The sequence below is a fragment of the Nocardioides allogilvus genome (assembly GCF_003047285.1).
Taxonomy (GTDB): Bacteria; Actinomycetota; Actinomycetes; order Propionibacteriales; family Nocardioidaceae; genus Nocardioides; species Nocardioides allogilvus.
This window is the reverse complement of sequence record NZ_PZYX01000001.1, coordinates 610,549-633,883: the sequence shown is the minus strand read 5'-3', so window position 1 is coordinate 633,883 and position 23,335 is coordinate 610,549. Positions and strand designations below refer to the sequence as shown.

Annotated in this window: 19 protein-coding genes and 1 pseudogene; 9 read left to right on the top strand and 11 right to left on the bottom strand. The window is 71.3% G+C overall.

Annotated features, from left to right (window positions below):
- Positions 1–3 precede the first annotated feature (3 nt).
- Both C9J87_RS03100 and dapE read right to left on the bottom strand, forming a co-directional pair.
- Positions 4–762: an LOG family protein gene (locus C9J87_RS03100; protein ID WP_010831883.1), complete on the bottom strand. Its 759-nt coding sequence runs from the start codon at positions 760–762 to the stop codon at positions 4–6.
- Entirely contained in the window at positions 759–1,829 is a 1,071-nt protein-coding gene (gene dapE, locus C9J87_RS03095; protein WP_107704687.1) for a succinyl-diaminopimelate desuccinylase, read from the bottom strand. Before dapE ends, C9J87_RS03100 begins: the two co-directional genes overlap by 4 nt.
- 84 nt (positions 1,830–1,913) lie before the next feature.
- Here dapE and C9J87_RS03090 point away from each other — a divergent pair, with 84 nt between their 5' ends.
- Positions 1,914–2,756, top strand: coding sequence for a TIGR03619 family F420-dependent LLM class oxidoreductase (locus C9J87_RS03090; protein ID WP_107704686.1), 843 nt, complete (start codon positions 1,914–1,916; stop codon positions 2,754–2,756).
- An 807-nt stretch (positions 2,757–3,563) separates the two neighbouring features.
- Here C9J87_RS03090 and C9J87_RS20110 read toward each other — a convergent pair.
- The 3 genes and pseudogenes from C9J87_RS20110 to ileS all read right to left on the bottom strand — a co-directional run.
- Positions 3,564–4,214, bottom strand: a pseudogene (locus C9J87_RS20110) (ABC transporter transmembrane domain-containing protein); the annotation flags it as partial.
- A gap of 116 nt (positions 4,215–4,330) precedes the next feature.
- A complete protein-coding gene (locus C9J87_RS03080; protein ID WP_010831880.1) occupies positions 4,331–5,470 on the bottom strand; it encodes a hypothetical protein in 1,140 nt (379 codons plus the stop codon).
- 119 nt (positions 5,471–5,589) lie between these two features.
- Positions 5,590–8,766, bottom strand: coding sequence for an isoleucine--tRNA ligase (gene ileS / locus C9J87_RS03075; protein WP_107704683.1), 3,177 nt, complete (start codon positions 8,764–8,766; stop codon positions 5,590–5,592).
- Between the two features lie 270 nt (positions 8,767–9,036).
- Between ileS and C9J87_RS03070 the strand changes: the two genes are divergently transcribed.
- The 4 genes from C9J87_RS03070 to C9J87_RS03055 all read left to right on the top strand — a co-directional run bounded on the left by C9J87_RS03070 (position 9,037) and on the right by C9J87_RS03055 (position 12,508).
- Entirely contained in the window at positions 9,037–9,585 is a 549-nt protein-coding gene (locus C9J87_RS03070) for a DinB family protein (protein ID WP_010831877.1), read from the top strand.
- Between the two features lie 116 nt (positions 9,586–9,701).
- Positions 9,702–10,451 carry a hypothetical protein gene (locus C9J87_RS03065; RefSeq protein WP_010831876.1) on the top strand — a complete coding sequence of 250 codons (750 nt, stop codon included), beginning with the start codon at positions 9,702–9,704 and terminating at the stop codon, positions 10,449–10,451.
- 114 nt (positions 10,452–10,565) lie between these two features.
- Entirely contained in the window at positions 10,566–11,498 is a 933-nt protein-coding gene (dapD, locus tag C9J87_RS03060; protein WP_107704682.1) for a 2,3,4,5-tetrahydropyridine-2,6-dicarboxylate N-succinyltransferase, read from the top strand.
- Positions 11,499–11,500: 2 nt separating this feature from the next.
- The gene (locus C9J87_RS03055; protein ID WP_232819810.1) at positions 11,501–12,508 is read left to right on the top strand and encodes a hypothetical protein; all 1,008 of its coding nucleotides are present in this window, start codon (positions 11,501–11,503) and stop codon (positions 12,506–12,508) included.
- A 36-nt stretch (positions 12,509–12,544) separates the two neighbouring features.
- On the opposite strand, the gene C9J87_RS03050 is transcribed toward C9J87_RS03055, so the two are convergent.
- Complete coding sequence (locus tag C9J87_RS03050; protein ID WP_107704681.1) at positions 12,545–14,578, bottom strand: hypothetical protein; 2,034 nt, start codon at positions 14,576–14,578, stop codon at positions 12,545–12,547.
- A gap of 68 nt (positions 14,579–14,646) precedes the next feature.
- On the opposite strand from C9J87_RS03050, the gene C9J87_RS03045 reads away from it, so the two are divergent.
- On the top strand, positions 14,647–15,033 hold the full coding sequence (locus C9J87_RS03045; protein ID WP_107704680.1) for a cupin domain-containing protein: 387 nt from the start codon (positions 14,647–14,649) through the stop codon (positions 15,031–15,033).
- Between the two features lie 5 nt (positions 15,034–15,038).
- On the opposite strand, the gene dapC is transcribed toward C9J87_RS03045, so the two are convergent.
- A complete protein-coding gene (gene dapC, locus C9J87_RS03040) occupies positions 15,039–16,142 on the bottom strand; it encodes a succinyldiaminopimelate transaminase (RefSeq protein WP_107704679.1) in 1,104 nt (367 codons plus the stop codon).
- Positions 16,139–16,465 (bottom strand): ferredoxin, encoded by a 327-nt coding sequence (fdxA, locus tag C9J87_RS03035; RefSeq protein ID WP_010831869.1) that lies wholly within the window; start codon positions 16,463–16,465, stop codon positions 16,139–16,141. Before fdxA ends, dapC begins: the two co-directional genes overlap by 4 nt.
- A 54-nt stretch (positions 16,466–16,519) precedes the next feature.
- On the opposite strand from fdxA, the gene C9J87_RS03030 reads away from it, so the two are divergent.
- Positions 16,520–17,431, top strand: coding sequence for a GNAT family N-acetyltransferase (locus C9J87_RS03030; RefSeq protein WP_010831868.1), 912 nt, complete (start codon positions 16,520–16,522; stop codon positions 17,429–17,431).
- 16 nt (positions 17,432–17,447) lie between these two features.
- On the opposite strand, the gene C9J87_RS03025 is transcribed toward C9J87_RS03030, so the two are convergent.
- Positions 17,448–18,131: a DJ-1/PfpI family protein gene (locus C9J87_RS03025; protein ID WP_010831867.1), complete on the bottom strand. Its 684-nt coding sequence runs from the start codon at positions 18,129–18,131 to the stop codon at positions 17,448–17,450.
- Between the two features lie 107 nt (positions 18,132–18,238).
- On the opposite strand from C9J87_RS03025, the gene C9J87_RS03020 reads away from it, so the two are divergent.
- Positions 18,239–19,219, top strand: coding sequence for a GlxA family transcriptional regulator (locus C9J87_RS03020; RefSeq protein ID WP_010831866.1), 981 nt, complete (start codon positions 18,239–18,241; stop codon positions 19,217–19,219).
- Positions 19,220–19,286: 67 nt separating this feature from the next.
- Here C9J87_RS03020 and C9J87_RS03015 read toward each other — a convergent pair whose 3' ends face one another.
- Positions 19,287–19,817 (bottom strand): CHRD domain-containing protein, encoded by a 531-nt coding sequence (locus tag C9J87_RS03015; RefSeq protein ID WP_010831865.1) that lies wholly within the window; start codon positions 19,815–19,817, stop codon positions 19,287–19,289.
- A gap of 282 nt (positions 19,818–20,099) precedes the next feature.
- Here C9J87_RS03015 and aspS point away from each other — a divergent pair, with 282 nt between their 5' ends.
- Entirely contained in the window at positions 20,100–21,404 is a 1,305-nt protein-coding gene (gene aspS, locus C9J87_RS03010) for an aspartate--tRNA(Asn) ligase (protein ID WP_107704678.1), read from the top strand.
- 156 nt (positions 21,405–21,560) lie between these two features.
- On the opposite strand, the gene C9J87_RS03005 is transcribed toward aspS, so the two are convergent.
- Entirely contained in the window at positions 21,561–23,333 is a 1,773-nt protein-coding gene (locus C9J87_RS03005; protein ID WP_107704677.1) for a VanW family protein, read from the bottom strand.
- Positions 23,334–23,335: the final 2 nt, after the last annotated feature.

Genomic DNA, 23,335 nt, shown 5'->3' with positions numbered 1-23,335 from the left:
GGCTCACTCCGGTCGTTCGGGGGCGGGGGTCTCGACCGTGCCCTGGCGGGCCTTGACCATGAGCTCGACGGCGAGCTCGACATCGTCGGTGACGGTGAACATGTCCAGATCGTCCGCGCTGATCTTGCCTTCCGCAAGCACCGTGTCGCGCAGCCAGTCGACCAGCCCCTGCCAGTAGGCGGTGCCGAGGAGGACGACGGGGAACGACGTGACCTTCTGGGTCTGCACGAGGGTCAGTGCCTCGAAGAGCTCGTCGAAGGTGCCGAGCCCGCCCGGCAGGACGACGAAGCCCTGGCTGTACTTGACGAACATCGTCTTACGGGCGAAGAAGTAGCGGAAGTTGATGCCCTTGTCGACCCACTGGTTGAGCCCCGCCTCGAAGGGCAGCTCGATGCCGAGACCGACGCTGACGCCGCCTGCCTCGCTGGCGCCCATGTTGGCGGCCTCCATCGTGCCCGGCCCTCCGCCGGTGATGACTGCGAAGCCCTCCTCGGCCAGCCGCCGGCCGACCTTCTCGGCGAGGGCGTAGTCGCGGTGCTCGGGCTTGGTGCGGGCGGAGCCGAAGACGCCGATGGCCGGGCCGAGCTCGGCGAGCGCGCCGAAGCCCTCCACGAACTCAGCTTGAATTCTGAGCACTCGCCACGGGTCGGTGTGCACCCAGTCGCTGGGCCCGCGCGAGTCGAGGAGCCGCTGATCGGTGGTCGAGCCCTCCTCGACCTGGCCACGTCGCGTCATGATCGGGCCCTTGAAGCGTTGGTTCATGCCAGCCACTCCTTCAGCTGCTGCTCGCAGCGCGTGATGTGCTCCATCGGCACGTGCTCGTCCTGCTTGTGGGCGAACATCGGGTCACCGGGGCCGAAGTTGACGGCCGGCACGCCGAGGGCCGTGAACCTCGCGACGTCGGTCCAGCCGAACTTCGGCGCGACCTGGCCGCCCACCGCCTCGACGAAGGCCGTCGCCGCCGGCCGGTCGAGCCCCGGCAGGGCACCCGCTGCCATGTCGGTCACGGTGACGTCGAAGCCCTCGAAGAAGTCACGCACGAACGCCTCGGCGTCCGCCTCGTCGCGGTCGGGCGCGAAGCGGAAGTTGACCTCGACCACGCACTCGTCGGGGATCACGTTGCCCGCGACCCCGCCCCGGATCCCGGTGGCGTTGAGGCCCTCGTGGTAGGTCAGTCCGTCGATCACCGGCTGGCGGGCGACGAAGTCGTTGAGCCGGGCCAGGATCGGCGCCGCCTTGTGGATCGCGTTGACGCCCCTCCAGCTGCGGGCCGAGTGCGAGCGCTCGCCGGTCGTGCGCACGTCGACGCGCATGGTGCCCTGGCAGCCCGCCTCGACGGCCGCGTTGCTCGGCTCCATCAGGATCGCGAAGTCGGCCGTCATCAGCTCCGGGTCGCTCTCGGCGAGCAGCCGCAGACCGTTGTAGACGGAGTCGACCTCCTCCGCCTCGTAGAAGATGAAGGTGATGTCGCGGTTGGGCTCGGTCACGTCGGCGGCGAGCTTGAGCATCACCGCGTCGCCGCCCTTCATGTCGCAGGTGCCGAGGCCGTGCAGGATGTCGCCGTCCCGGCGCGCGGGCAGGTTGTCGTTGATCGGGACGGTGTCGAGGTGGCCGGCGATGACCACCCGCTCGTCGCGGCCGAGGTCGGTCCGCGCCACGACGGTGTTGCCCCGTCGGGTGACGGTGAGGTGCGGGAGCGCCTGCAGCGCGGCGTCGACCGCGTCCGCGATCGCCTCCTCGGCGTGGCTCACCGACTCGATGTTGACCAGCTGCTCGGTCAGGGTGACGACGTCGAGCGTGAGGTCCAGGAAGGGTGCGGGCGCAGGCATGCCTCCATCCAACCAGCCCGCGGCGACGGGCCGATCGGCAACGGCACAGCCCGCACAAAGGAGAACGTGTTCTAGTCTTGCGCCATGCGCAACGGAGTCGTCCTGTTCACCAGCGACCGCGGCATCACCCCGGCCGCCTGCGCCCGGGCAGCCGAGGAACGCGGCTTCGACACCTTCTACGTCCCCGAGCACACCCACATCCCCGTACGGCGGAGCGCGGCCCACCCCGGCACCGGGGACGAGTCACTGCCCGACGATCGCTACCTCCGCACCCTCGACCCGTGGGTCGCGCTGGCGACCGCGGCAGCGGTCACGTCGACGATCCGCCTCGGCACCGCGGTGTCGCTGCCCGTCGAGTCCGACCCGATCACGCTGGCCAAGACGATCGCCACCCTCGACCACCTCTCCGGCGGCCGGGTCACGATCGGCGCCGGCTTCGGCTGGAACACCGACGAGCTCGCCGATCACCACGTCCCGGCGGGCAAGCGACGGACCGTGCTCCGGGAGTACGTCGAGGCGATGCGCGCCCTCTGGACACAGGAGGAGGCGGCGTACGACGGGGAGTTCGTGTCCTTCGGTCCGTCGTGGGCCTTTCCCAAGCCGGTGCAGGCCCACGTGCCGCTCGTGATCGGCGCGGAGGCCGGGCCGAGGACGGTCGAGTGGATCGCCGAGCACGCCGACGGCTGGATGACGACGCCGCGGACGGCCGACGTCGCCGCGTCGGCCGCACTGCTGCACGGCGCCTGGGCCGAAGCCGGGCGGGCAGGGTCACCCCAGATCCACCTGCTGATCGTCTCCAGGCCCTCGCCCGACGACATCGCGCTCTGGACCGACGCCGGGGTCACCGACCTGATCTGGGGCGTCCCCGACGCCGAGGAGGACACAGTCGTCGCGCACCTGGACAAGGTGGCCTCCCGGCTCCCCTGACCCGGAGTCCAGGTCCCAGATGACGACGTCGTCGAGGAATGCCTCCGGATGGTCGCTGGCGACCACGGCCACCCCCTCGTGCGCGCGCAGGCTCTCGCGGAGCACCTCCACCCGACCTCGGCCGAGCTGGGCGTCGAGGTGGTCGACGACGAGCAGGGGCGGAGCGCCGTACAACGCACGCGCGAGGCGCACCTGAGCCCGCTCGGCAGGGCTCAGCGGCTCACCACCGCGGCGCAGGGTCGTGCGCTCCTGGTCGGGGAGCCGGGCCACCCGTTCGACGAGACCCACGGTGGCCAGCACAGCACCGATGGGTTCGGTGCTGTCGGGGCGTCGGTAGCGCACTGCGCGCGCGAGCGTCCCGCGCTCCAGGGGAAGGTCGCGGGCAGCATGGCCGACCAGGGCGCGCCTCTCGTCCGACGAGACGTCCGCCAGCGAGCGACCAGCCACCCGGACGTGCCCGGCCTCGGCGTCCAGGCCGGCCAGGGCCCGCATGGCCGTCTCGACGCGGACCGGGTCGGCGCTGCGGACCAGCACCGTCGCACCGGGACCGACGTCCAGGTCCGGCAACGACGCGCCGCGCACGACGAGGCCGCGCACCTCGAGCGTCGAGGTCTCGGGGTCCCCCCCGGCCGTGCCGCGCGGCAGCGGCTGGCGCAGGACGCTGCCGGCGACGAGGGCAGGGGCGAGGATGCGTCGGGCTGCGCGGTAGGACTGGCGGTACTCCACCACCCGGCCCAGGTCGGTGACCGGCCCTGCGAGCACACCGACGACCGTGAGCGCGGTCGCGATGGTGCCGCCGGGGAGGGCGCTCCACGCGCCGACCATCGCCACCGCGACCGCCGCGACGGCAGCGGCTGCCACCGCGGCGCCACGGATGTGTCCGGCCACCCGGGCGCGCTCCACGGCGGCCTCCATCACCTGGTGACCGCGGCGTTCCACCTGGCGCAGCTCGCGCCGCTGGCCACCGCCGGCCCGGATCGAGCCGGCGGCGTGGACGGTGTCGCTGACGTGTGCGGCCAACCGTCCACGCTGGCGCCGCAGCCGTCGCGACCGGTCGTAGGAGACGCGCGCCAGGAGCAGCAGCACCACCGCGAGCACCGTCATCGGGACGGCGACCGCGACGGCCAGCATCGGTGACAACATCGCGAGGGCGACGAGGGTCCCGGCGATGAGCGGCACCCCGACGGCGATGGGCGTGATGCCGAGGGCGATCCAGTTGCGCACCGAGGTGAGGTCGTTGGTGGTCCGGGCCACGGTGATGCCCAGCGAGGACCGGTCGTCGACCAGGCTGGAGGCGACCAGTCCGACCCGGATCTCCTGGACGTAGTGCTGACCCAGCCGCTCGCCCAGCACCCGTTCGCGCGAGCGCACCAGCCCGAGGGCCAGGGCGCCCGCCAGCAGCACGGCGGCGGCCGCACCGCGGCGTACGGCGTCCGGCGAGGCCAGCAGGACCGGCATCGCCACCGCCGTGACGCCCACCAGTCCCGCCTGCGCCAGGCCGGTGCCGACCAGGCGGGCGAACAACGACCGGCGGGCGCCGACGAGGAGCGCCGGTAGGGCGGCATGCTCGCGGGTCACGACAGGAGGCGCCCAGCGGCCTCGGGATCGGTCAGGTCGAAGGTGTCGATGACGGGGACGCCCAGCGCGCCGCGGGCCTCCCCCGCTGCCAGCGGGGAAGCCGTGACGACGCCGCTGCAGGCGACGACGTCGAGGCCGGCAGCCTGCAGGCTGCTGACCCCGGCGGCTGCGCCGAGGGAGTCGGCAGCGGCGAAGACCACGTGGTCCACCAGGTCGGCGAACACGGGGTCACCGATGAGCCGCGCCGTCTCCTGCTGGTAGACGCCGTCGGCGATCTCCAGGACGACGACGTCGGTGGTGGGCTCGCTGAGGTGCTCGATCATCGAGACCAGCAGGGCGCGCACCTGGGTGTGGGCCAAGCGGTACGTCGACGGGAACCCGAAGTCCGTGAAGTCGAGGACCCGAGCGGCTCCCGCATCGAGGAACATCCCCGGATCGCCGCCGGCACCGGTGCCGGTGACCTTGCCCGCGCTGACCTGGCGGCCGGAGGCGACGAGGCCGCGGACCAGGCACGCCAAGGTGGTGGACTTGCCGGAGTTCATCGACGTGCCGAGCACCGCGACGACCCGTGGGCGCGGCAGGCCGAGCTCGCTGGAAGGATCCACCAGCCGGCAGGGGGCCAGCCGTTCGAGGGTGAGCACGCCGGTCTCGTCGGCCAGCAGGCCGAGCGGCTGGAGGACGGTCGCGTCCTCGATCGCGGCGTGCTGGGCGGTCACCCGGCCGACGACGCCCCCGGCGGCGACGAGGTGGGCCGGGGCGAGATCCTCAGGCACCTCGGCCTCGAACTGGTCGGGGGCGTAGCGGTGGCCGTAGGCGACCACGACCTCGTCACCGACGAAGAGCGCGGCCCGCCGGCTCGTCGGGCTCTCGAGCCGCTTGTGCTGGCCGATCTCGACCACACGGGCCAGCGTGATGTCGCCGGGCCGCGGCTGCACGGCCGCCCCCGCGACGAGCGTCAGGTCCTGCTCCGAGCGCAGGTGCTCGGCGAGGAAACGGGTCGTGTAGGCGACCTTCGCGCGACGCAGCCGCGCGGGGTCGAGGGGCTCGCGATGCTCGGCGAGCTCGTGCGATCGGCTGGGGCGAGCCAGCGTGTCGTCGGTGCGGGCAAGGCCGGTCGTGTCCACTGTCGAGGTCATGGCCGCGACGCTACGAACGCCCGATGAGGTCGCGGTGAGACACCGATGAGAAGACCCTCATGCGGCACCGCTGACCCAGCGCCGGCCGCCGCGGTGGGCGGCGGCCGGCGCACGGGCACTCAGGCGCGGGTGACGCTCACGGCGATGTCCGGCGCATCGGCATACGACACGCTCGTGGCCAGCGTCTCCTGCGCGAGCAGGGTCTCGTGGGTGCGAGCGGCGGCGAGCGCGTCGGCGGGGCCGTTCACCGTGAGGGTGATCCGGTCGCTGACGTCGAGGCCGGCGTCGCGACGCGCCTGCTGCACGGCCCGGACCAGGTCACGGGCGACGCCCTCGGCCTCGAGCTCGGGCGTGAGCGCGGTGTCGAGCACGACGAAGCCACCACCCGGCAGCACACCGGTCGCGGTGTCGGCGCCGGTGTCGGCGGCGACTGTCTCCAGCGAGAACTCCCCCTCGACGAGCGCGAGCCCGCCGGCGGTGACGGTGCCGTCGTCGGCGACGCTCCAGTCGCCGGACTTCGAACCCTTGATCGCGAGCTGGACGTCCTTGCCCAGGCGCGGGCCGGCGGCGCGGGCGTTGACCGTCAGCGACTGCTTGACGCCGTAGGCGTGCGCCTCGTCGGTCTCGACGTCGAGGAGCCGCACGCTCTTGACGTTGAGCTCGTCGGCGACGATCGAGGTGAAGGGCGCGAGGCGGTCGGGGTCGGCGACCACGATGGTCAGCGACGCCAGCGGCAGCCGGTTCCTGAGCGAGGCGCCCTTGCGCAGCGCGGAGCCGGCGGAGCAGACCTCGCGGATCGAGTCCATCGCGGCGACGAGCGACTCGTCGGCCGGGAGGTCGTCCACGATCGGCCAGTCCGTCAGGTGCACCGAGCGCTCACCGGTGAGCCCACGCCACACCTCCTCGGTGACGAGCGGCATCAGCGGAGCGGTGACGCGACAGACGGTCTCGAGCACGGTGTAGAGCGTGTCGAAGGCCTCGGTCGAGTCGCTGTTCCAGAAGCGCTCGCGCGAGCGGCGGATGTACCAGTTGGTGAGCACGTCGAGGAACGAGCGCGTCGAGTCGCACGCACCCGCGACCTCGTAGTTGTCGAGCTCGTGGGTCATCGCGGCGACGTAGTCACGCAGCTTGGCGAGGATGTAGCGGTCCATCGGGTGGCTGCTGGCGGTGTTGTACGACGCGTCGTAGGACTCCGCGTTGGCGTAGAGGCTGAAGAAGTACCAGCTGTTCCACAACGGGATCAGCACCTGGCGCACCGAGTCGCGGATGCCCTGCTCGGTGACGACCAGGTTGCCCCCGCGCAGGATCGGCGAGCTCATCAGGAACCAGCGCATGGCGTCGGCGCCGTCGCGGTCGAAGACCTCGCGCACGTCGGGGTAGTTGCGCAGCGACTTGCTCATCTTCTGCCCGTCGCTGCCCAGCACGATGCCGTGGCTGACGCAGGTCGAGAAGGCGGGCTTGTCGAAGATCGCGCCCGCCAGGACGTGCATCGTGTAGAACCAGCCGCGGGTCTGGCCGATGTACTCGACGATGAAGTCACCGGGGAAGTGGCCCTCGAACCAGTCGGCGTTCTCGAACGGGTAGTGCACCTGGGCGAAGCTCATCGAGCCCGAGTCGAACCACACGTCGAGCACGTCGGTGACGCGGCGCATCGTGGACTTCCCCGTCGGGTCGTCCGGGTTGGGCCTGGTCAGCTCGTCGATGAAGGGCCGGTGCAGGTCGGCGTTGCCCGCGTGGTCGACCGGCAGCCGGCCGAAGTCGCGCTCGATCTCCTCGAAGGAGCCGTAGACGTCCAGGCGCGGGTAGGCCTCGTCGTCGGACTTCCACACCGGGACCGGCGAGCCCCAGAAGCGGTTGCGGGTGATCGACCAGTCGCGGGCGTTGGCCAGCCACTTGCCGAACGAGCCGTGCTGGATGTGGTCGGGCACCCAGCGGATGTCCTCGTTGAGCTCCAGCAGCCGCTCCTTGACCTTGGTCACCTCGACGAACCACGAGGAGACGCCCTTGTAGATGAGGGGTTCGCGGCAGCGCCAGCAGTGCGGGTAGGAGTGGTCGTAGGTCTCGCGGCGCAGCAGCACGGTGCCCGGCGTGACGGAGGCGGTCGTGCCCTTGAGGTCGTCGATGATCTGCAGGTTGGCGTCGAAGACCAGCATGCCGGCGTACTCGCTCACGGGCGCGGTGAAGCGACCGTCCTTGCCGACGGGCATGACCGCCTCGATGTCCTCGCGGTCGGTGACGACCTTGTCGTCCTCACCGAAGGCGCCGGCGGAGTGCACGAGGCCCGTGCCGTCGCTGGTCGTGACGAAGTCGGCCTCGACGACGCGGAAGGCGTTCTCGTGGCCGAGGTAGTAGCTGAACGGCGGCGTGTAGCTGCGACCGAGCAGGTCACGGCCGTGCACGCGCTCGACGACCTGGTCCTCGATCGAGCCGTCGCCCTCGAGGAGCTCACGGCTGTACGCCGCCAGCCGCTCGGCGCCGATGATGTAGCGCTCGGAAGAGCCGGTCGGCGTGGCCGAGCGCACCACGACGTACTCGATGTCGGGGTGCACCATGATCGCCAGGTTGCTCGGCAGGGTCCACGGTGTCGTGGTCCACACGAGGGCGAGCTCGCCGGTCTCGAGCCGGAGACCGACCGTGACGGCCGGGTCCTGGCGCATCTTGTAGACGTCGTCGTCCATGCGCAGCTCGTGGTTGGACAGCGGGGTCTCGTCGTTCCAGCAGTAGGGCAGGACACGGAAGCCCTCGTAGATGAGGCCCTTCTCGTGCAGCTGCTTGAACGCCCACATGACCGACTCCATGAAGTCGGGGTTCATGGTCTTGTAGTCGTTCTCGAAGTCGACCCAGCGCGCCTGGCGGGTGACGTAGTCGCGCCACTCGCCGGTGTACTTCAGCACCGACTCGCGGCAGGCCTCGTTGAACTTCTCGACGCCGAGCTCGTGGATCTCGTCGGTGGTCTTGAGGCCGAGCTGGCGCATCGCCTCGAGCTCGGCGGGCAGGCCGTGGGTGTCCCAGCCGAAGCGGCGTTCGACGCGCTTGCCGCGCATCGTCTGGTAGCGCGGGATCAGGTCCTTGACGTAGCCGGTGAGCAGGTGGCCGTAGTGCGGCAGCCCGTTGGCGAAGGGCGGGCCGTCGTAGAACACGAACTCGCGGTCGGTCTCGGCGTCGCGCGCATCGATGCTCGCCTGGAAGGTGCCGTCGGCGTCCCAGTAGGACAGGACGGCTTCCTCGAGTGCGGGGAAGCCCGGCTGGCCGGGGACGCTCTTCGCGTTGGTGTGCGAGACCTTGGGATAGGTCATGGGTGGCAACTCCTGCTCGTGTGATCGATTGACCCACGAGGACGATCCCCGACAGGGACCGCGGTACCACCTCGCTTGCGGCGTCTCCCGACGCTGCCACTCAAGTCCTGACCCGGTTCTAGTGGGCTCCACGCCGGCGTGCGTGGGCTGTTCTTCCGGAGGCTCGCCGCTGATGACGGCTCAGACGCCTGTTCCTCGATCGTACGGCGATGCGTCGGCGTGGCGCCAATCCGTTTGCCGTCAACCATGCGTGCGCGACAGGCTGCCCCCATGGCGAACCCCGGGTACGACGGCATGTGGCTCCCCCAGGACCAGGACCCCCGCTCGGAGGCAGGCCCGGTGAGGGGCGAGCTCGCCACCCTGGTCGGCTACCTCGAGGCCTACCGCACGACCCTCGAGCTGAAGTGCCAGGGCCTGACCCCGACCCAGCTCGGCACCCGCTCGGTGCCGCCGTCGAACCTGTCGCTGCTCGGGCTCGTGCGGCACATGGCGCGCGTCGAGCAGAGCTGGTTCCGGCGGGTCATCGAGGGCCACATGGAGATCCCGCGGCTCTTCCAGGACGAGGATCTGGACGCCGGCTTCAACTGGGCGGGCGAGGCCGACGACGCGCTCGTGGCGGACTCCTGGGAGCTCTGGCGGGCCGAGGTCGAGCACGCCCGCGCCGTACTCGACCGCACCGACCTCGACACCCTCGTCGACGTGCACGGAGAGCCCAGTGAGGTGCGCGACCTGGTCGTGCACATGATCGAGGAGTACGCGCGCCACTGCGGGCACGCCGACCTGGTCCGCGAGTGCATCGACGGCCGCGCGGGGCAGTGATCCCCACCTGAGGTTTCAACGAGCCGGATCGGGGAAGTCAAGGCATGCCGGTCACTTTGCGCAGCCGCGAAGGAACATGCCGGATCACGATCCACTCACAGATGAGGAGCAGAGACGTGCGCACGTTCGCCACTCTCGTTACGACCGCGGTGGCAGCTGCCGCCCTGACCGCCCCAGCGTTGACCTTCGCAGGCGCCGCAGCCGTCGCCGCCCCGGTCGGGCAGGCCGAGGCGTCCGCCGCCCGGACCATGCAGCTGAGCGGACTCAAGCTCTCCAAGAACAAGCCGGGCTCCCACTTCGGCCAGGCCGGCGTGATCGTCACGGCCAAGAGCGTGAAGAAGAAGGGCAAGATCACCTTCGTCGTCGCCGGCCAGCCCATCAAGGAGACCAAGAAGCTCAAGCGGGGCAAGGCCAAGTTCCAGCTCCCCTCGACGCTGGCGCCCGGCTCCTACAAGGTCAAGGCCAAGGTCAAGGGCGTCGGCAAGGCCGCGACCAAGGTCGTGGTCTACAACTCCTCGCTCTCCCTGTCCGCCAACGCCGTCACGATCTCCCAGTCGGCCAACTGCAGCACGTCCGACCCGGTCCTCACCGGCCAGGTGCTCTTCAAGGGCTCGCACCCCAGTGAGGGCTACGTCGATGCCTACCTCAACGGCGACATCAAGGGCGGCAGCCAGTCCCCGAGCTTCTTGACCTTCGACACGGTCGAGGGCGCTGGTCTGTTCGACTTCGGCGTCTGCGACACGCTCTGGAGCGAGGTCAAGGAGCTCGGCGTCGGCGTCCACAACGTCCAGCTGCTCTACACCCCGGACGCCTCCTACGAGGACTACATCTACTCCGACTTCGTCGCGATCACGGTCGTCGCCTGAGTCATCGCTGAACCGGGGTCCACCCGACCAGCTCCGAGAGCCGTCGCCCAGCCGGGCGGCGGCTCTCGTGCATCCGCAAGAAGTCGTCCATCTGCCCTTCCGTAGGCTTTGCCCGTGACTTCTGCTGCTTACGGCCACGGCCTTGCGACCCTCGACGCCAACGACACCGTCCTCGACGTGTGGTTCCCCTCCCCCGCGCTGGGTGAGCACGACGGCAGCGAGGCTCCCGCCTCGCTGACCGCGCTGGTGGGCGAGGACGAGCTCCGCGCCGTACGCCGCGAGGTGCGCCTGGTCCAGATCGCCGACCTGGCCGCGGCGCCGGTCGACACCGCCGACGTGTGGCTGCGGCTGCACCTGCTCTCCACGCGGCTCGCCACGCCGCACACGATCTCGATGGACGGCGTCTTCGGGCTGCTGGCCAACGTCGTGTGGACCAGCGCGGGTCCGTGCGCGGTCGAGGGCTTCGAGGACACCCGGGCGCGACTGCGGGGCTCCGGGCAGCACGTGACCGTGTTCGGCGTGGACAAGTTCCCGCGCCTCGTCGACTACGTCCTGCCCACCGGCGTGCGGATCGCCGACGCCGACCGCGTCCGGCTCGGCGCCCACCTGGCGGAGGGCACCACCGTCATGCACGAGGGCTTCGTCAACTTCAACGCCGGCACCCTCGGCGCCTCGATGGTCGAGGGGCGCATCTCCGCGGGCGTGCTCGTCGGTGACGGCTCCGACGTCGGCGGCGGCGCCTCCATCATGGGCACCCTGTCCGGCGGCGGCAAGGAGACCATCTCCATCGGCGAGCGCTGCCTGCTCGGCGCCAACGCCGGCATCGGCATCTCCCTCGGCAACGACTGCGTCGTCGAGGCCGGTTGCTACGTCACGGCCGGCACCAAGGTCACGCTCCCGGGCGAGGGCGGCAAGGTCGTCAAGGCACTCGAGCTGTCCGGCGCCAGCAACGTGCTCTTCCGCCGCAACTCGATCAGCGGCGCGATCGAGGCCGTCGCGTGGAAGGGCGAGGGCATCGCCCTCAACGCCGCCCTGCACGCCAACTGACCATGGGCAGACAGGTCCGACCGGCCCGCCGTCCCCGGACCCGGCTCACCCTGCTCGGCAAGGCCGTGGTCGTCGGCCTCGCCGGGGTGCTCGTCTTCGCCGTCGTCGGGGTGCTGGTCAACCGCGGGGTCGGTCCCCTGATCCGGCCGAGCGGGTGCACGGCCGAGGTCGGCGAGGTGACGGTCGAGCTGACCCAGGAGCAGGCGGAGAACGCCGCCCTGATCACCGCCATCTCCATCGAGCGCGGACTCCCGGCCCGCGCCGCGAGCATCGCGCTCGCGACGGCCTACCAGGAGTCGAAGATCGCCAACATCGACTACGGCGACCGCGACTCCGTCGGCCTGTTCCAGCAGCGGCCGTCCCAGGGATGGGGAACCGTCGAGCAGCTCCTCGACCCCGTCTATGCCACCAACGCGTTCTACGACGAGCTGGTCGAGGTCGCGGGCTACGAGGCGATGGACATCACCGTCGCCGCGCAGGCCGTGCAGCGCTCCGGCTTCCCCGATGCGTACGCCGACCACGAGGCCGACGCCCGGGCGCTGGCCTCCGCCCTCACGGGCAACAGCCCGCGCGCCTTCTGGTGCGAGACCGACGGCGACGCCGACGAGGCGAGCGACCGGCTCGACGACGCCGGTCTGGTCGAGCGGGCCTCGCTGGTGCGCCGCGACGTCGAGTCGGTCTTCGGCACGCTGTCCCTCGGCGGCTTCGAGCCGGAAGGCGTCTCCAGCGGCCACATGAAGGGGTCGGCGCACTACGAGGGCCGCGCGATCGACATCTTCGTCCGACCGGTCAACCCCGACAACCGCAAGCGCGGGTGGGCGATCGCGTCCTACCTCGTCGCCCAGGCCGACCGGCTCGACATCAACACCCTGATCTTCGACGACCGGATCTGGCACGCGGGGTCGCGCTCGGGCGACGGCTGGACCGACTACGACGTGCCGTCGTCCTCGGGCGGCGACCGAGCGATCCTCGAGCACCGCGACCACGTGCACGTCGACGTGATGGACTAGTCCGAGCTCCTCCACACGGTCCTACGGACCAGCCGCTCACGGGGCTGTCTCGACCTCCCAGACCAGACGTGCCATCGGGTCCGCCTGGTAGCTGCAGTAGAGACCCGTCCGGACGCACCGGCCCAGGTGTGCGCCCAGCTCGGCGTCCTGCTCGCTGATCCTGGCCAGCGCATATCTCAGCGACCGGGTCACGCTGGTCCGGGCGCGTTCCGACGTGCCGTGGGTGGTCCGGTCGCGACCGCCCAGGCCGAGTGCTCGCCCCAGCTCGGCAACGAGGTAGTCCCGGTCCTGCTCCGCATGCGCGCGGCGGACGTCGTCGAGGTCGTCCTCCGCCTCGGCGATGTCGTCCTCGACCTCGGCCAGCCGGCGCCGATAGGCGTCACGGGCCTCGTCGTCGAGGACCGGCAGCCCCTGGTCGCTGTGCTGCGCCCCGCACAGGTCGAGGACGTGGAACTCGCGCCCCGGCTCGGCCAGCATCCGCGCGAGATGGCCCAGCCCCACCAGGTCGGCCAGCACCACCTCACGGCCGCCGTGGGTCACGCGCCACACCCTGCCGGTCCGCCGCATGGTGGCCCGCGCAGGCAGCTCGCGCGCGGGACCGGCCGCGCCCTCGCGCCTCGGCTGGTCATCGGTGAACATCCCCGCGACGTGCGCGGCCCTCCGCTCGGCACCGAAGGCCACGAAGTCACGATGCGCCGCCTGCCACTCCAGCCGCGCCAGGTGTGGTTGGCCCGCCAGCTCGTGCGCCTGCCCCAGCAGGACGCGCGCAACGGCACGCTCGTGCGGCGCACCGGCCTCGCTCCACGCGACGACGCCGGCGCTCGCGTGGCGTACGGCGCCCGCCGCATCTCCGAGGACCAGCGCCAGCCGAGCGGCAGCCGTCGCGGCAGCCGCGGGCACGGTCCCCGACCCCACGCGCACCGCCACCTGCGCCAGGCCCGCGACGGCGCTCTGCAGACCCGGTAGGTCCCCGGACGCCGCGGCGATCTCGGCCTGCGCCTCCAGCAGCGGGACCATCCGGAGGTCACCGAAGGGCGGACGCTCCTTCCACGGCAGGTCAGGTGGGTTGGCCACGGCCTCGTCGACCATGGCGCCGGCGGTGGCCAGGTCTCCCTGCTCAAGGCGGAGCAGCGCCAGCCAGGGCTGCGGGGACCAGGCATGGTCATGGGCCTCGAGGAACGCCTCCTCGGCGCCCTCCAGGTCACCGCGTCGCAGCCGGATGATGCCCAGCTCGACCAGGGGCCAGCCCAGCTCGCGGCGCATCCACGGACGCAGCTCGGCGCAGGCGGCCAGGGCTTCGTCCTCCGCCATCGACACCGGCCCCGAGATCCGCAGGAGCTCGGCCCGGTGGACCCGGCACCGACCGTGGATGCCGCCGAACGCCCGGCCGTGGCGCCACTGCTCCATCATCTGCGTCCAGTCCCGGGCGCGGTCGTGGAGGCCGAGGTTCTGGGCAGCGCACACCAGCTCGCAATACATCATTCCCGTCGTGAACGGGTCGACCTCTCCCGAGGTCAGGCGCAGCGCCACCTCGTCGAGCTGGGCCAACCCCGCCTCGAGGTCACCGTCGTGGAGCATCAGCCGAGCCGTGGCCACCTGGCCGAGCACGAGCGCCGGCAGGACTCCCAGCCGGCTGCCCAGGTCGACTGCCTGCGCGGCATGGATCCGTGCCCCTTCGGGGTCGCCGGAGAGGAACCGCTCATAGGTCCGCACCATCGCCAACAGTGCGTGGGCGGGACCGTCGGGCCGGGCGCCGACGAGCGCCTCCGCGCGCGAGACCCACCCCCGGACGGCGGCCATCAGACCGCTGTCCACCAACAGGTGGAGGGCCACCGTCGCGGCGGTGAACCCCGCGGCGTCGTCATCACCCTGCTGGCGTTGCAGGGCGTGGAGCGCCTCCCAGGCCGACATCGCGTGCTCGAACTCCCCAGCGCCGTACGCCGCTCGGGCCCTGGCCTCCCACTCCTCGGCCACGAGGGCGGCACCGGGTGCGGCGACCGGTAGCAGGGTCAGGGCGCCTGCCCAGTCACCCCGGTCGAGCGCTGCACGCGCACCTGCCAGGTCGGCCACTGTCGCATTGTGACACCGGCTGTCACGCCTGAGGGGTGATGAACCGACAAACCGAGAGGAAACCCGCCATGCACCTTCCCAAGCACGAGATCCCCGTCCGGATGGCCGTCCCCGGAGCCACCGTCCGCCAGCTGTCCGACTTCGGGGAGGCGAGCGCGACGCTCGGCGCCGAATACCTCAGCCTGGCCGCCGGGACCGACATCGCTCCCCTGCTCGTGGGCCTCGAAGGAGACCTCTGCCAGTCCCCGCACTGGGGCTTCCTGCTCTCCGGCGCGCTGGCGGTCAGCTTCGACACCGGCGAGACCGAGCACGTCGTCGGCCACGAGCTGTTCCACTGGCCGCCCGGGCACAGCGTGCGGGTCGAGGAGGACGCAGAGGTGATCCTCTTCAGCCCGCAGGACGAGCACCTGGCCGTGATCGACCACATGAAGGAGCGCCTGGCGACGATCTCCTGAGGTGATCAGCGTCCGGCGAGGCGCGCGACCGCGGCGTCGATGCGCTCGTCGGTCGCCGTGAACGCGATCCGCACGTGCTGCGAGCCGGCAGCGCCGTAGAACGCGCCGGGCGCGACCAGGATGCCGAGCTCGGCGAGGGCCGCGACGGTGGTCCAGCAGTCCTCGCCGCGGCTCGACCAGAGGTAGAGCGATGCCTCGGAGTGATCGATGGTGAAGCCGGCGTGCAGCAGGGCTTCCTTGAGCTTGGCCCGCCGGGCGGCGTACACCGCGTGCTGCTCGACGACGTGGGTGTCGTCCTCGAGCGCCGCGACCATGGCCCGCTGCTGGGGACCGGGCATCTGCAGACCGAGGTTCTTGCGTACGGCGAGGAGCTCGCCGACGAGGACAGGGTCGCCTGCGACGAACGCACAGCGGTAGCCCGCGAGGTTGGACCGCTTGGAGAGCGAGTGGACGCTGAGGATGCCCTCGTGGGAGTCGCCGCAGACGTCGGGGTGGAGCACGCTGATCGGCTGCAAGTCCCAGGCGCACTCGAGGTAGCACTCGTCGGAGACCAGGATCGTGCCGCGTTCGCGGCACCAGTCGACGACCTTGCGGAGGTGCTCGACCGGCAGCACGCGACCGGTCGGGTTGGATGGAGAGTTGAGCCAGAGGAGCTTGGGGGTCTCGGGGCCGAAGGCCGTCAGCGAGTCGGTCGCCAGCGAGCGCGCGCCGGCGAGGGCGGCGCCGACCTCGTAGGTCGGGTAGGCCAGCTCGGGGTAGCCGATCAGGTCGCCAACGCCGATGCCGAGGTGCACGGCCATCGAGCCGATCAGCTCCTTGGAACCGATCACCGGCAGGACACCGTCGAGGCCGAGCCCGGTCACGCCGAAGCGCCGCGACAGCCAGTCGATGGCCGCCTGCCGGGTCTCGGGCAGCCCGATGGTGGTCGGGTAGCCCGGCGAGTCGGCAGCCGCGCACAGGGCGTCCTGCGCGACGGCGGGCGTCGGGTCGACCGGCGTGCCGATCGAGAGGTCGACGATGCCGTCAGGGTGTGCGCGCGCGGTCGCGGCGTAGGACGTCAGCTTGTCCCAGGGAAAGTCCGGGAGCCGGGTCGAGACCCGACCGCTCACTCGTCGTGCTCTTGGGGAGGAAGCGCGGCGATGAAGGGGTGGTCCTTGTCGATCTCACCCATCTTGGCGGCGCCACCCGGCGAGCCGAGGTCGTCGAAGAAGTTCACGTTGGCCGTGTAGTACTCCTTCCACTCCTCCGGGGTGTCGTCCTCGTAGAAGATCGCCTCGACCGGGCAGACCGGTTCGCAGGCACCGCAGTCGACGCACTCATCGGGGTGGATGTAGAGCATGCGCTTGCCCTCGTAGATGCAGTCGACGGGGCACTCGTCGACACACGCGCGGTCCTTGAGGTCGACGCACGGCTGGGCGATGACGTAGGTCACCGGATCCTCCTGAGGGGGCACGGGGTGGGACGCGGCCAACCTTAGTATCTCGGCATGAGCGATGCGCCGGAACCCCACACCGTGGGCAGTCCCGTCGGTCACCACGGCCTCGGTCCCCACGTCGTCGGCCAGCGGGTCGTGGTGCGCCACCTCCTGCCCGACGGCCGCGCCACCGACGTGCTCGGGGTGTGTACGGCGTGGGGCGACGGCGTCACGTCGATCGACTCGCTCCGCGGGCCCGTCACCATCGCCATCGCCGACATCGTGTCGGGCAAGCCGGTGCCGCCGCGGGCGTCGGTGCGCCACCGCGTCTCCGCGCACGACGTGGAGCTGCACGTCGCGTCGCTGTGGCCCACCATGACCGCCGAGCCGCTCGGCACCTGGCTGCTGCGCGCGTCCCCGCCCCTGGGTGGTCGACTGCGGCGCCGGGGCAACTCGGCCCTGGCGATGGCCGATCCGGACCTCCCCCTGGCCGACGCCGTCGACCGCGTCCGCTCGTTCTACGACGCCCTCGGCCAGGACCCGCTGATCCAGGTCCGGGCGGACTCACCCCTCGAGGCAGCCCTCGCTCCGTTCGGGTTCACACCGCTCGGCGACGGCGACGCACACTGCCAGCTCGCGCCCGTGTCCCGCGCCCTGCGAGCCGCCGGGCGCGGACGCGACGACGCGCGCCTGACGGAATCCGGGGCCACCTGCGTCGTCGAGTACGGCGACCAGCCGGTCGTCGCACGCGGCGAGGCGGTCCTCGACGGCGACTGGCTGGGCCTGCACGACCTCGAGGTCGACCCCTCCCACCGACGTCAGGGCCTCGGCACCCGGGTCCTGGCCGAGCTCCTCGACTGGGGCGCGTCCCAGGGCGCGACCACCGCGTGGTTGCACGTCGAGACCGACAACCACGCCGGCCTGGCGACGTACGAACGACTTGGGTTCGTCACCCACCACACCAACCGCTATCTGTCCGGTTGAGGCTGCCGCGTGGAGGTCAGGCGCCGACGCGCACGACCGGGAGCCGGGCTGAGGCGAGCCGGTCCATCAACGGCCCCTCCTCGAAGGCGAGCAGCAGCTCCTGCTCCGCCGCAGGCACGTCGTCGAGCGTCGCCCGGGCGAAGTCGGGCGGTGCCGGGAAGTACTCGATGCCGAGCTGCACCAGGCGCGCCACGTCCTCGCCCGCGATGAGCGCGGCCAGGAAGAGGCCTGCGTCGATGCTGGCGGAGACGCCCGCGCCGGTCACGATCGACCCGTCGCGGTGGACCCGCTCGGGGACGACCTCGACGCCGTAGGACGCCACCCGGTCGCGCCAGCCCCAGTTCGTCGTGACGCTGACCCCGTCGAGCACGCCGGCCGCTGCCAGGAGCGCGACGCCGTTGCAGACACCGAGCGTCCAGGTCGCGGTCGCCTGGACCCGGGCGATCCAGCCGAGCAGCCTCGCGTCCGCGATCCCGGCCACCACCCCCGGACCACCCGGGACGTAGAGGACGTCGGTCGAGGTCACGTCGTCCAGCCCTCGATGGGCCAGCATCCCGAGGCGACGAGTGTCCGCCGCGACCACACCGGGTGCGTGCGAGACGAACTCGACCTCGACTCCCGGCACGTTGGCCAGCACCTCATAGCCACCGACCGCGTCGAGGGCGGTGAAGCCGTCAATGAGCAGGATCGTCACGCGCATCTGGATCTCCTTGGTTTCGACCAGCCGATGCTGGCCCTCCCATGCTCGGCGACGGAGAAGCCGACGGGGAGTGGCGCGATTGCCACGTTGCGGGCTATTTTCGCCACATGGTGCAGACGGTGACCAAGGTGGGGGTCCTGCTCTACGACGACTGCCTCGCCTCCGAGGCCCTCGGGCTCGTCGACGTGCTGGCGGTCGCCAACAGGGTCGCGGCCTTCACGGGGCATCCCGCACCCTTCCGACCGACCATCCACGCCGCTCGTCCGGGCGTGGTGTGCGCCGCCAACGGTGTCGAGGTCAGGGCCCGCCGGATCGACCACACCATCGACCTGCTCGTGGTCCCGGGCTTCGACCTGAGCCCGGAGCAGGACATCGAACGGCGACTGCCGAAGCTGTCCGCCGAGGTCGCCCTCCTGCGCCGGTCGGCCGCCCGGGGCATCCCCACCGCGAGCATCTGCGGCGGCGCGTTCCTCCTCGGCGCGGCGGGACTGCTGGACGGCCGGCGCGCGACCACTGCCTGGCTCTTCGCCGACGAGCTCGCCCGGCGTCATCCGTCGTCGTCGATCGATCCCCGGGCCCTGCTCGTCGAGGACGGCCCGATCACGACGACCGGTGCCTTCAGCGCATCGCTGGACCTGGCGATGCACCTGGTCCGGGTGCACGCCGGCGAGTCGATCGCCCGGACCACCTCGAACATCACCCTCACCCGGCTCGGCCGCTCGTCACAGTCGCCGTTCGTCGACGACACCCTTCGACAGCGGGTCAGGCAGGCCTTCTCCACCGGTGTACGGCGCCACCTCCTCGACCACCTGGACCAGCCCTACGACCTGACGGCGCTGGCGCTTGCGCACCACACGAGCACACGCACCCTGTTGAGACGGTTCCGCGCCGAGACCGGCCAGACGCCCCTGGACTTCCTGCAGGGCGCCCGTGTCGCACGAGCCAGGCACCTGCTCGAGACCACCAACCTGAGCGTGGCCGAGATCGCCCGGAGCGTGGGCTACGAGGACACCAGCAGCTTCCGTCGACTGTTCTCCGGCGTCGTCTCGATGACGCCGTCGCACTACCGGCGCACGTTCGTGGGCTGACCACGCCCGGAGAGCGCCCTGCGTCCTTGGACCTGAGTCCTCTCGAGACTCAGGTCCAAGGAACGGGTCAGTGCGCGCCCTCGAGCTGGCCTCGGACGGCGCCGCCGGGGAACTCGCCGTTGTGGACGTTGACGTAGAACGACGACGGGTTGGCGAGGATCTCCTGCACCTCGCCCGGGTCGAGGCCCTTGCCGGCCTCGCCCTCGGTGAGGCAGTCGGCGGCCTGGCCGTCCTGCGGCCAGGCGAGGGTGACCTCGACGGGACCGTTGGCGCCCGCCGCTCCCTCGTGGATGTGCGCCGCGCGGGGAGCGCCGGGGGCGAGCTCGAGCTCGGCGATCTTGGAGACCTCGAGGACGTAGCAGAGCGTGGTGGGGTCGCCGTCGATGCCGAAGACGTAGACGCTGCCGCGACCGTTCGGGTCGCCGGCGATGGCGCGCGAGCCGTCGGGGGCGACCTCCTGGCGACCGTCGAGGTCACCTTCCAGGAGCGCGTTGGTGTGCCCTGCCTGGGCGGCAAGGGGCGCCAGAACCGTGCCGATGCCGATGCCCGCCGCGGCTGCGATCGCGACCGCGACGGTGTTCATGGACCTGTTCTTCATCTGGATTCTCCTGATGACGTCGGGTGACAGGGAGTCCTGCCGCCTGCAGTTCGACGCCGCGGGGACATCCGGATTGGCCGACAACCGACTTGCCTCGCGGGCATGCCTGACCCCACCATGGGAACCGACGACCCCGGGGACTGACAACCCCCGCTTGAGGGGTCTTCCGCGCGTCCGGCGTCATCGACGAGAGGCCGGGTGGATCTCACCCGGCGAAGGTGTGGTGGCACCGCGACCTTGCCCCCGCCCACACCTCCAGGGCCACGCCAACTGGAGGTACTCATGAGATCGCTCTGTTCATCGCTGCCCACGGCCGAGCCCGGTTCCACCGTCACCCTCGAGGGCTGGGTGCATCGCCGTCGCGAGCTCGCCCGCGTCACCTTCCTCGTCGTGCGCGACCGCAGCGGCCTGGCCCAGGTCGTGCTGCCCGCCGGCACCGCGGTGCCGCCGGAGGAGACGACCGTCCGGGTGGTGGGTACGGCGACCGCCAACCCGCAGGCACCGGGTGGCGTCGAGGTCACCGACGCCACCATCGAGGCGCTCACCGAACCCGCCGCGACACCGCCTGCCGAGCTGTGGCGACCCGCGCTCGACGTGTCGCTGCCGACGCTGCTCGACAACGCACCGGTGCTGTGGCGCCACCCCGCGCAGCGCGCGAAGTGGGAGATCGCCGCGGCCTCGCTGCGCGGCTTCCGGGCCACGCTCGACGAGCTGGGGTTCACCGAGATCGCGACGCCGAAGTTCGTCGAGTCGGCCACCGAGTCGGGCGCCAACGTGTTCGCCGTGGACTACTTCGGGCGACCGGCCTATCTCGCCCAGAGCCCGCAGTTCTACAAGCAGCAGCTGGTCGGGGTCTTCGAGCGGGTCTACGAGGTCGGCCCGGTGTTCCGGGCCGAGCCGCACGACACGGTCCGCCATCTCGCGGAATACCGCTCGCTCGACGTCGAGCTCGGCTTCATCCGCGACCACCGCGACGTGCTCGCGGTGCTGCGCGAGGTGCTCGCGGGCATGGTGTCCGCCGTGCACGAGCTCGCCGGCGGGGCGGTGCAGCGCACCCTCGCTGCGGTCGCGGTCGTGCCCGACGAGATCCCGGTGATCCACTTCGCGGACGCGCTGGCCCTGGTCGGCGCGCCTGCTGACGAGCCCGACCTGGCGCCCGAGCACGAGCGCGCGCTCGGCGCCTGGGCCCTGGCCGAGCACGGCTCGGACTTCCTCGCCGTCGAGGGCTACCCGATGCGGAAGCGGCCGTTCTACACGCACCCTTGGTCTCGTGACGGCGCTGGCGCCCCTCCTCGACCACCGGGGTCTGCGGAGGGGTCGAACAGCTTCGACCTGCTCTTCCGCGGGCTCGAGCTGGTCACCGGCGGGCAGCGGCTGCACCGGCCCAGCGACTACGACGCAGCGATCCGCGCCCGCGGCGAGGACCCGGCCGACTACGCGGCGTACCTCCAGGCGTTCGAGCACGGCATGCCGCCGCACGGCGGCTTCGCCATCGGGCTCGAGCGCTGGGTGGCCCGGCTGGTCGAGGCAGCGAACGTCCGTGAGGTCACGCTGTTCCCGCGCGACCTGCACCGCCTGACGCCGTAGCGATCCTCGGTTTCGACACGGCGCTGGCGCGCCTGCTCAACCAGCGGCCATGTCCCGCTGGTTGAGCAGCGAGGCCGCCCGCGGCCGAGCGTGTCGAAACCGAGGACCTCGGTTTCGACACGGCGCTGGCGCGCCTGCTCAACCAGCGGTCCGGGATCAGCTGACGTTGTCCTCGGCGTTCGGGTGGGTGCAGATGACCGTGTCGGAGGGCGTGTAGGTCGTGTGGAACGTCTCGGGTGAGCGGGTCTCGTTGTTCGCACCGACCGGCTCGAAGTAGCGCATGACGTCGATGTCGAAGCCGCCGTAGCCCTCGTTGGCGTGGCACTTCTTGGTGTCGACCTTGCGCTCCTTCGCCTTGGTGATGTTGTAGCGCTCGGACTCCGAGGTGGTGATGTTCCAGTGCTTCGTGGAGTACATCGAGACCGTCACGACGCCGCTCGTCGACGGCGTCGACGGGGTGACGTTGGCGCTGACCAGCACGCCGTAGGGGGTGTCGTTGCGGAACTTCAGGTCGATCGCGCCCCAGGCGACGGTGGCCTCGCGACCGATCGGGTAGCGGTCGATGTAGAACGAGTGCGGCTTGTGCTCGACGTCCTCGAGGCCGGCGAAGAACATCGCGTTGAAGGTCGTGGTCGCCATCTGCGAGACGCCGCCGCCGAGGTCGGTCACGAGGATGCCGTCCTGGATGATGTAGCCCTCGGTGAAGCCGTTGGCGACGGTCCGCTCGCCGACCGTGTCGTTGAGGCTGAAGGTCTCGCCCGGCTTGAGCACCGTGCCGTCGACCAGCTCGGCGGCCCGCCCGATGTTGATGTTGCGGTACTCGGCGTACGGGTAGTAGGTCGTGAAGGTCGAGACGCGTTCCTTGATGCCCAGCGCACGGGCGTCCTTCGTCGTGAACTCGGGCTTGGCGACCTTGGCGTCGACGCTCAGCGTCCGTTCACCGTCGGGCGCGGCGACGAGGGCGAGGAAGCCGGCGTCGATCTGCTGCTGGTCGTAGGTGACGCCCGGCTTGGCCGGGATCACCTGGGGGACGCCGCCCACGAGCGCGACGGTGGCATCGACCGGGGCGCCGTCGGCGACCACGTTGGCGGCGACGACCTCGGCCAGCTTGGCGGTGTCGAGCTGGGGCACGAGCTTGCCGTCGACCGGCTTCAGGCTCAGCGCGGTGGTGTAGTCCTCGGGGAAGATCTTGATGGTCGCCTGGTCGAAGCTCAGCGTCACCGAGCCCGACACGGCACGGTTGGCGAAGGCCTGGCGGGCCTCGGCGAGGTCGGCCTCGTCGATGGTCGGCTCGGCCTGCGCCAGCTCGAGTGCGGGCTTGTCGGCCTCCTCGCTGAGGTAGGCCGACACGAGGGTGTCGCGAGTGGAGACGGGGTCGAGCGCCTGCCCGACGCGCGGCTTGACCGTCGTGATCGACGCGCCGTCGAAGCCGAGCGCGCCCTCGCGCGGGGCGGTGCCGTGCTGCTCGTCCAGGCCGGCCACCGTCTGGGCGAAGGCGGCCTCGTCGACGGTCACCTCGGCCTCGAAGTCCTCGCCGCCGGTGAAGTAGTTCCACAGCCGGACCGGGTCCCAGCTGCGCTCGCCGCCTGCCTCGGCCACGGAGGCGTCGTAGTCCACGGAGATGCCGGCAGCGGCCGGGTCGATGCTGACCGGCTTGCCCTCGATGGTGACCTCGATCGGGCCGGAGACCCGCTCGGCCAGGCCGGCCTGCAACCGCTCGGCGGCCTCGGCCTGCGGGTGTCCACCGATGCTGACACCGGAGACCGTGGTGCCGCGCGCGACCTTGTCGGCAGCGGCGTAGTGGGCCGCGACGTAGGCGCCGCCGATCAGCAGTCCGAGGCCGAGCAGCAGCCACAGGACGACACGGCCGCCGGACTTGTCGGCGGCCGGGCCATCGGTGAGCTCATCGCTTTGAGGAAGGATCGACACGG

Excerpts from the sequence above, each read along its gene's own strand:
- C9J87_RS03100 (WP_010831883.1), bottom strand. The coding sequence starts at position 762 with ATGAACCAACGCTTCAAGGGCCCGATCATGACGCGACGTGGCCAGGTC.
- dapE (WP_107704687.1), bottom strand. The coding sequence starts at position 1,829 with ATGCCTGCGCCCGCACCCTTCCTGGACCTCACGCTCGACGTCGTCACC.
- C9J87_RS03090 (WP_107704686.1), top strand. The coding sequence starts at position 1,914 with ATGCGCAACGGAGTCGTCCTGTTCACCAGCGACCGCGGCATCACCCCG.
- C9J87_RS03080 (WP_010831880.1), bottom strand. The coding sequence starts at position 5,470 with ATGACCTCGACAGTGGACACGACCGGCCTTGCCCGCACCGACGACACG.
- ileS (WP_107704683.1), bottom strand. The coding sequence starts at position 8,766 with ATGACCTATCCCAAGGTCTCGCACACCAACGCGAAGAGCGTCCCCGGC.
- C9J87_RS03070 (WP_010831877.1), top strand. The coding sequence starts at position 9,037 with ATGGCGAACCCCGGGTACGACGGCATGTGGCTCCCCCAGGACCAGGAC.
- C9J87_RS03055 (WP_232819810.1), top strand. The coding sequence starts at position 11,501 with ATGGGCAGACAGGTCCGACCGGCCCGCCGTCCCCGGACCCGGCTCACC.
- C9J87_RS03045 (WP_107704680.1), top strand. The coding sequence starts at position 14,647 with ATGCACCTTCCCAAGCACGAGATCCCCGTCCGGATGGCCGTCCCCGGA.
- C9J87_RS03030 (WP_010831868.1), top strand. The coding sequence starts at position 16,520 with ATGAGCGATGCGCCGGAACCCCACACCGTGGGCAGTCCCGTCGGTCAC.
- C9J87_RS03025 (WP_010831867.1), bottom strand. The coding sequence starts at position 18,131 with ATGCGCGTGACGATCCTGCTCATTGACGGCTTCACCGCCCTCGACGCG.
- C9J87_RS03020 (WP_010831866.1), top strand. The coding sequence starts at position 18,239 with ATGGTGCAGACGGTGACCAAGGTGGGGGTCCTGCTCTACGACGACTGC.
- C9J87_RS03015 (WP_010831865.1), bottom strand. The coding sequence starts at position 19,817 with ATGAAGAACAGGTCCATGAACACCGTCGCGGTCGCGATCGCAGCCGCG.
- aspS (WP_107704678.1), top strand. The coding sequence starts at position 20,100 with ATGAGATCGCTCTGTTCATCGCTGCCCACGGCCGAGCCCGGTTCCACC.